The sequence below is a fragment of the Kitasatospora sp. NPDC024654 genome, from assembly GCF_055559155.1.
This window is the reverse complement of record NZ_JBVHLF010000183.1, coordinates 1-5,324: the sequence shown is the minus strand read 5'-3', so window position 1 is coordinate 5,324 and position 5,324 is coordinate 1. Positions and strand designations below refer to the sequence as shown.

At 70.2% G+C, this 5,324-nt stretch carries 4 protein-coding genes and 2 pseudogenes; 5 read left to right on the top strand and 1 reads right to left on the bottom strand.

The features are described 5' to 3' along the window. Positions 1-966, bottom strand: a pseudogene (locus tag ACZ38L_RS38290) (hypothetical protein); the annotation flags it as partial. Between the two features lie 68 nt (positions 967-1,034). Between ACZ38L_RS38290 and ACZ38L_RS38285 the strand changes: the two are divergent. The 5 genes and pseudogenes from ACZ38L_RS38285 to ACZ38L_RS38265 form a co-directional block, all read left to right on the top strand. After that, complete coding sequence (locus tag ACZ38L_RS38285; RefSeq protein ID WP_465702563.1) at positions 1,035-1,676, top strand: tetratricopeptide repeat protein; 642 nt, start codon at positions 1,035-1,037, stop codon at positions 1,674-1,676. Then, positions 1,673-2,947 (top strand): glycosyltransferase, encoded by a 1,275-nt coding sequence (locus ACZ38L_RS38280; RefSeq protein WP_465702561.1) that lies wholly within the window; start codon positions 1,673-1,675, stop codon positions 2,945-2,947. Before ACZ38L_RS38285 ends, ACZ38L_RS38280 begins: the two co-directional genes overlap by 4 nt. A gap of 391 nt (positions 2,948-3,338) precedes the next feature. Beyond that, the gene (locus tag ACZ38L_RS38275; protein WP_465702559.1) at positions 3,339-3,902 is read left to right on the top strand and encodes a hypothetical protein; all 564 of its coding nucleotides are present in this window, start codon (positions 3,339-3,341) and stop codon (positions 3,900-3,902) included. Positions 3,903-3,912: 10 nt separating this feature from the next. Continuing rightward, entirely contained in the window at positions 3,913-4,539 is a 627-nt protein-coding gene (locus ACZ38L_RS38270) for a DUF1707 SHOCT-like domain-containing protein (protein ID WP_465702557.1), read from the top strand. Positions 4,540-4,601: 62 nt separating this feature from the next. Beyond that, a pseudogene (locus ACZ38L_RS38265) lies at positions 4,602-5,324 on the top strand (IS701 family transposase); the annotation flags it as partial.

Sequence of the window (5,324 nt, the reverse complement as noted above, 5' to 3'; positions counted from 1 at the left end):
GGTGCTCAGGGTCCGCAGGGTTTCCAGGGTTTCCAGGGTGGCACTGGTGCGCAGGGTGGCACGGGTGCTCAGGGTCCGCAGGGTGACACTGGCGATACCGGTGCTCAGGGTCCGCAGGGTTTCCAGGGTTTCCAGGGTGGCACTGGTGCGCAGGGTGGCACGGGTGCTCAGGGTCCGCAGGGTGACACTGGCGACACCGGCGCTCAGGGTCCGCAGGGTTTCCAGGGCGTCACGGGCGAGACCGGTGCTCAAGGTCCGCAGGGTTTCCAGGGTTTCCAGGGTGATGCAGGTCCTCAGGGCACCACCGGTGCGCAGGGTCCGCAGGGTTTCCAGGGCGACACCGGAGTTGGCGGCGTCGCGGGCCCGGCTGGTCCGCAGGGTCTCTCGGGTCCCGCGGGTCCGGCAGGTGTCGCGGGTCCGGCAGGTGTCGCGGGTCCTGCCGGCGCCTCGGGTCCGGCCGGCCCGCAGGGCCTCTCCGGTCCCGCCGGTCCGGCAGGTGTCGCCGGTCCGGCCGGCCCGCAGGGTGACGATGGGCCTCAGGGCGCCACCGGTGCGCAGGGTCCGCAGGGTTTCCAGGGCGACACGGGAGCCCAGGGTCCGCAGGGCTTCCAGGGCTTCCAGGGCAGCACGGGCGCCCAGGGTCCGCAGGGCACCAGCGCCGGGGCGCAGAGCCAGGTCGCCACGGGTACTCAGGGCATCACGAGCACCGCCACGTGCCCGGCCGGCACCTTCGCCGTGAGCGGTGGCTTCTCCAACCCCGGCAGCGCCGTCATCCTCGCCAATGGTCCGGTTGGTGGTTCGCCGGCCACCGGCTGGCAGGTGACCTCCGCCAGCTCCCCCGTCACCGCGTTCGCGGTGTGTACGCCGTAGCTCGTCGCACGTAGTGACGCCATGCCGGCCACCCGTGGCGAGCATGGCGGCAGTGAGCGGTGGTGCCCCGAGTTCGCTCTGGGGCACCACCGCCATGACCGCCGCTCTCCCGGCCGGCTGAGTGGTCCTGTCCGACACCCGACATCCGACGAACGAGGTGAACCGTGAAGCGAACTCGACTGTGGACAGGACTCGCCGCCGCAGCCGTCGCCGCCAGTTCGGTGATCGGCTGGGTGCAACTATCCAAGGCGGACCCCTCGACCAGGAAGGTGGTGCCGTCCCGTCCCCCGACCTCCGCCGACCGGGCGCAGGCGGACGCGTTGCTCCAAGCGGCCGTCCAGCAGGGGCAGATCCATGATCTCGCCGGTGCGGCACGGACCCTCAAACGCGTGCTGGAGCTGGACGCCGGAAACAAGCAGGCCTGGTACAACCTCGGCGTCATCGCCCAGCACGACAACCGCACGGCCGACGCCCGGGCGGCCTACGACAGCGCCCTGAAGTCCGACCCGAACTACGAACCGGCCCTCTACAACAAGGCGATCCTGATCGAGCCGAGCGACACCGATCAGGCTGTCGCGATCTTTCGGCGGATCGTGGCGGCGGACCCGAAGGCCGCCACCGCCTACCTGAACCTGGGACAGGCCCTGGCCAAGCAGGGCCGGGACGACGAGGCCCAGGGCGCCTTCGGCCATGCCGTCGAAGCCGATTCGTCGCTCCAACAGCTCGTGCCGGACAAGTTCCGGAACGCCACGAGTGCAACACCGTCACCGACAACAGAGAGCCACCAGGCAGGTAGCAACAGATGACGTCGTCAGCGACACCGAAGTTCTCCGTCTTCACCCCCACCCACCGACCGCGCTTCCTGGACGACTGCCTCGCGAGTCTGCAGGCGCAGACCTGCCCGGACTGGGAGTGGGTGGTGCTGCTCAACAACGGTGCGCGGTGGCGCCCGGAGCACCCCGACGACCGGGTCCGGGTGGAGATCTCGGACGACCTCAGAGGCGTCGGAGCGGCCAAGCGCCGAGCCTGCGAACTCGCGCGCGGCGAGATCCTGGTCGAGCTCGACCATGACGATCTCCTGGCCAGGGACTGCCTGGCGGAGCTGGCGAGAGCCTTCGACGCGAACCCCGAGGCCGTCCTCGTCTACAGCAACACCGCCCAGATCACCGAGGACGGCGGCCGGGACGACACGCGTTTCAACGCGGAGCACGGCTGGCAGTACGAGGAGGTGGACGTCGACGGCCGCCGGTTCCTGCAGGCGATCTCCATGGCGCCCACGCCGCACAACGTGTCGTATATCTGGTACGCCCCCAACCACGTACGGGCGTTCCGCAGGGACGTGTACCAGCAGGTCGGCGGGTACGACGCGACCCGTACGGTGCTGGACGACCAGGACCTGATGTGCCGCCTCTTCCAGGCGGGCGATTTCCACCACATCCCGCGCTGTCTGTACCTGCAGCGGATGCACGCCGCCAACACCCAGCGCGACGAGGAGGTCAACGCGCACATCCAGCGGGAGACCGTCGCGCTGTACGACAAGTACGTGGAGGCCAACGCGCTCGCCTGGACGAAGCGGCGCGGACTGCTCGCGCTGGACCTGGGCGCGGCGCACCGCAAGCCGGCCGGATATCTGGGGGTGGACCAGTACCCGGGGGACGGTGTCGACATCGTCGCGAAGCTGCCGGACCGGCTGGACCTGCCGGACGACTCGGTCGGTCTGGTCCGCGCGGTGGACTTCCTGGAGCACGTGCCGGCGAAGATTCCGTTGATCAACGAGCTGTACCGCCTGCTGGCACCGGGTGGCATGCTGCTCACGCTGACGCCGAGCGCCGACGGGCGTGGGGCGTACCAGGATCCGACGCATGTCGCGTTCTACAACGAGAACTCCTTCTGGTACTACACCGATGACCAGTACCGGGTCTTCGTACCGGAGATCCAGGCCAGGTTCCAGAACTCACGGTTGGTCACCTACTACCCGACGGAGTGGCACTCCAGGAACAACATCTCCTACGTACTGGCCAATCTGATCGCGATGAAGAACGGCGCCGAGCGGTGCGGCGGGCTCCTGCTGGTGTGATCCCCTGAGCGGAGCGACGTTCCGAGGCGGCGGGGACCCGTGGGGCGGCCGGTCCCCGCGCCCGGTCCTCGCGCCCGGTCCCCGCGCCGTGCCGCGGGCGCCGTGCCGGTCGACCGTTCCGTGGAGCCACCGGTCGCCGGTCCGGCGGAGTTTCTCACCCGCCGTGCGCGGAAGGCTTGCGCTGCCCGGCAAACGGGCACCTTGAAGCTGGAGGCGGCCGATGCGTCGGACCCCACGCCGGCGCTGTCACCGGCCGCCTCCCAGCGCGCCCTCTGGCCGTCCTCGGCGCCGGGTCTTCTGACGCCCCGTCGACAGCCCCTGCCCACACCGCCCCCGGAGCCGGTGTGGGTTGCCCCCCGTTCACCGTCTGTCAGCACCGGGAGCCCGCAGCATGATCGACCACCAACCCCAACCCGGGGACATCGGACTCACCACCATCACCGGCGCCGTCGGCCGGGCGATACGCGTCGGCCAGTGGCTCAACCGCGACGGCTTCGCCAACTACGAGCACGCGTTCGTCGTGCTCGACGACGAGACCCTGATCGAGGCGGAGCCCGGCGGAGCCGTGATCCGCCCGCTGACCGAGTACCAGGATCGTCATGTGCTCTATGTGTCGCCGGAGTTGACTGCGAAGCAGCGGGACCGGATAGTCCAGCGGGCCCGCCGGCTGGTCGGCGTGCCGTACAGCTTCCTCGACTACGCGGCACTGGCCGCGCACCGCTTCCGGCTGCCCGTCCCCGGACTGCGTCGCTACGTGGCCGCCACCGGCCACATGATCTGCTCCCAGCTCGCGGACGCGGCCTACCGGGAGGCCGGAGTGATCCTTTTCGGCGACGGCCGCTGGCCCGGCTACGTCACCCCGGCCGACCTCTACGACCTGCTCGGGCGGAGCGGGCGGCAGGGATCCGCTCAACACCTTCCCGACCAGGTTGGCCCTGACCAGGACCGCCAGTAGAGTGCGGGGTATGTCTGGGGATCTGGTACCGGGGGATGGCGGTCTGCGGGCCTCGCACGAGGACCGTGATCGCGTTGTGGAGCGCTTGCGGGTCGCGGCGGGCGATGGCCGGCTGACCGCGGAGGAGCTGGAGGAGCGCCTCGACGTGGCGTTGAACGCGCGCACCTACGGCGAGCTGGAGGTGCTGCTCACCGACCTGCCCGCCGAGCAGGTCGCCCGGGGCCAGCTGCCGGTGGTGCCGGCCAAGGAGTTGGTGCGCCTGCAGGCACGGGGCGGCAACATCAACCGGTTCGGTCCGTGGGTGGTGCCGCGTCGCATCGAACTGGAGGTACGCGGCGGCAACGCCCGACTGGACTTCACCCAGGCCCAGTTCGCCGGCTCGACGCTGGACCTGGCCATCGCGCTGCGGGGTGGCAATCTGCATCTGGTCGTGCCGCCGGAGGTGGCGGTGGACGTGGACAGCGTCTCGACGCGCGGCGGCAACGTCCGCCAGCTGGTCCGTCACGATCCGCAGGCCGCGCCCGTGCCGATCCGGCTGCTGGTGACCGTCTCGGGTGAGGTCACCGGCGGCAACGTGATCGTGCGCGGTCCGCGTCGCGGTTTCTGGGCCCGGCTGTTCGGCCGCTCCGGCCGCTAGTAGGGCTTTGTTAGGTACCCCGGAGGATCAGGCAGGAGTAGGGTTGTGATCTTCTTTCAGGTGTGACACCTGAGGAGATGGAGACGGTCCGCCCGCGCTTGGAGGCGTTCGCGGCGGAGATGCTCGGTTCGTTGGCGCGTCGGGACCAGCGGGCCAAGGGCGAGCTGTATCTGCGCGGGCTGATGCTGGACGGCAAGCGCAAGTCGATGCAGCCGATGGCCGAGCGCCTGGGCGTGGACCACCAACAGCTGCAGCAGTTCGTCTCATCGTCCACCTGGGACTACTCCAAGGTCCGTGAGCGGCTGGCGCGTTGGGCTGCCTCGCACATCTCACCCGAGGCGTACGCGATCGACGATGTCGGCTTCCCCAAGGACGGCTACGACTCGCCGGGGGTGGCACGGATGTACCGCGGTGCACTGGGCAAGCGGGGCAACTGCCAGATTGGCGTCAGCGTCAACCTCGTGTCCGACCGTGCCTCCTCGGCCGTCGACTGGCGCCTGTTCCTGCCCGAGAGCTGGGACGACACCAAGCACGGCAAGGACGCACTGCTGGCCGAGGCGATCCGCCGCCGCCGGACGAAGGCCGGCATCCCCGACGACGAGCGGCACCGGGAGAAGTGGCGCCTGGCCCTGGACATGCTCGACGAGGTGCGCAGGGGCTGGGAGTTGCCCGCTCTGCCGGTCGTCGCGGCGCCGGATACGGCGACGCCACAGGCTTTCGCGAGGGCCTGACCGAGCGCGGCCTGGCCTACGCGGTCGCGGTCAAGGCCACCACCACCGCCCACC

Excerpts from the sequence above, each read along its gene's own strand:
- ACZ38L_RS38280 (WP_465702561.1), top strand. The coding sequence starts at position 1,673 with ATGACGTCGTCAGCGACACCGAAGTTCTCCGTCTTCACCCCCACCCAC.
- ACZ38L_RS38275 (WP_465702559.1), top strand. The coding sequence starts at position 3,339 with ATGATCGACCACCAACCCCAACCCGGGGACATCGGACTCACCACCATC.
- ACZ38L_RS38270 (WP_465702557.1), top strand. The coding sequence starts at position 3,913 with ATGTCTGGGGATCTGGTACCGGGGGATGGCGGTCTGCGGGCCTCGCAC.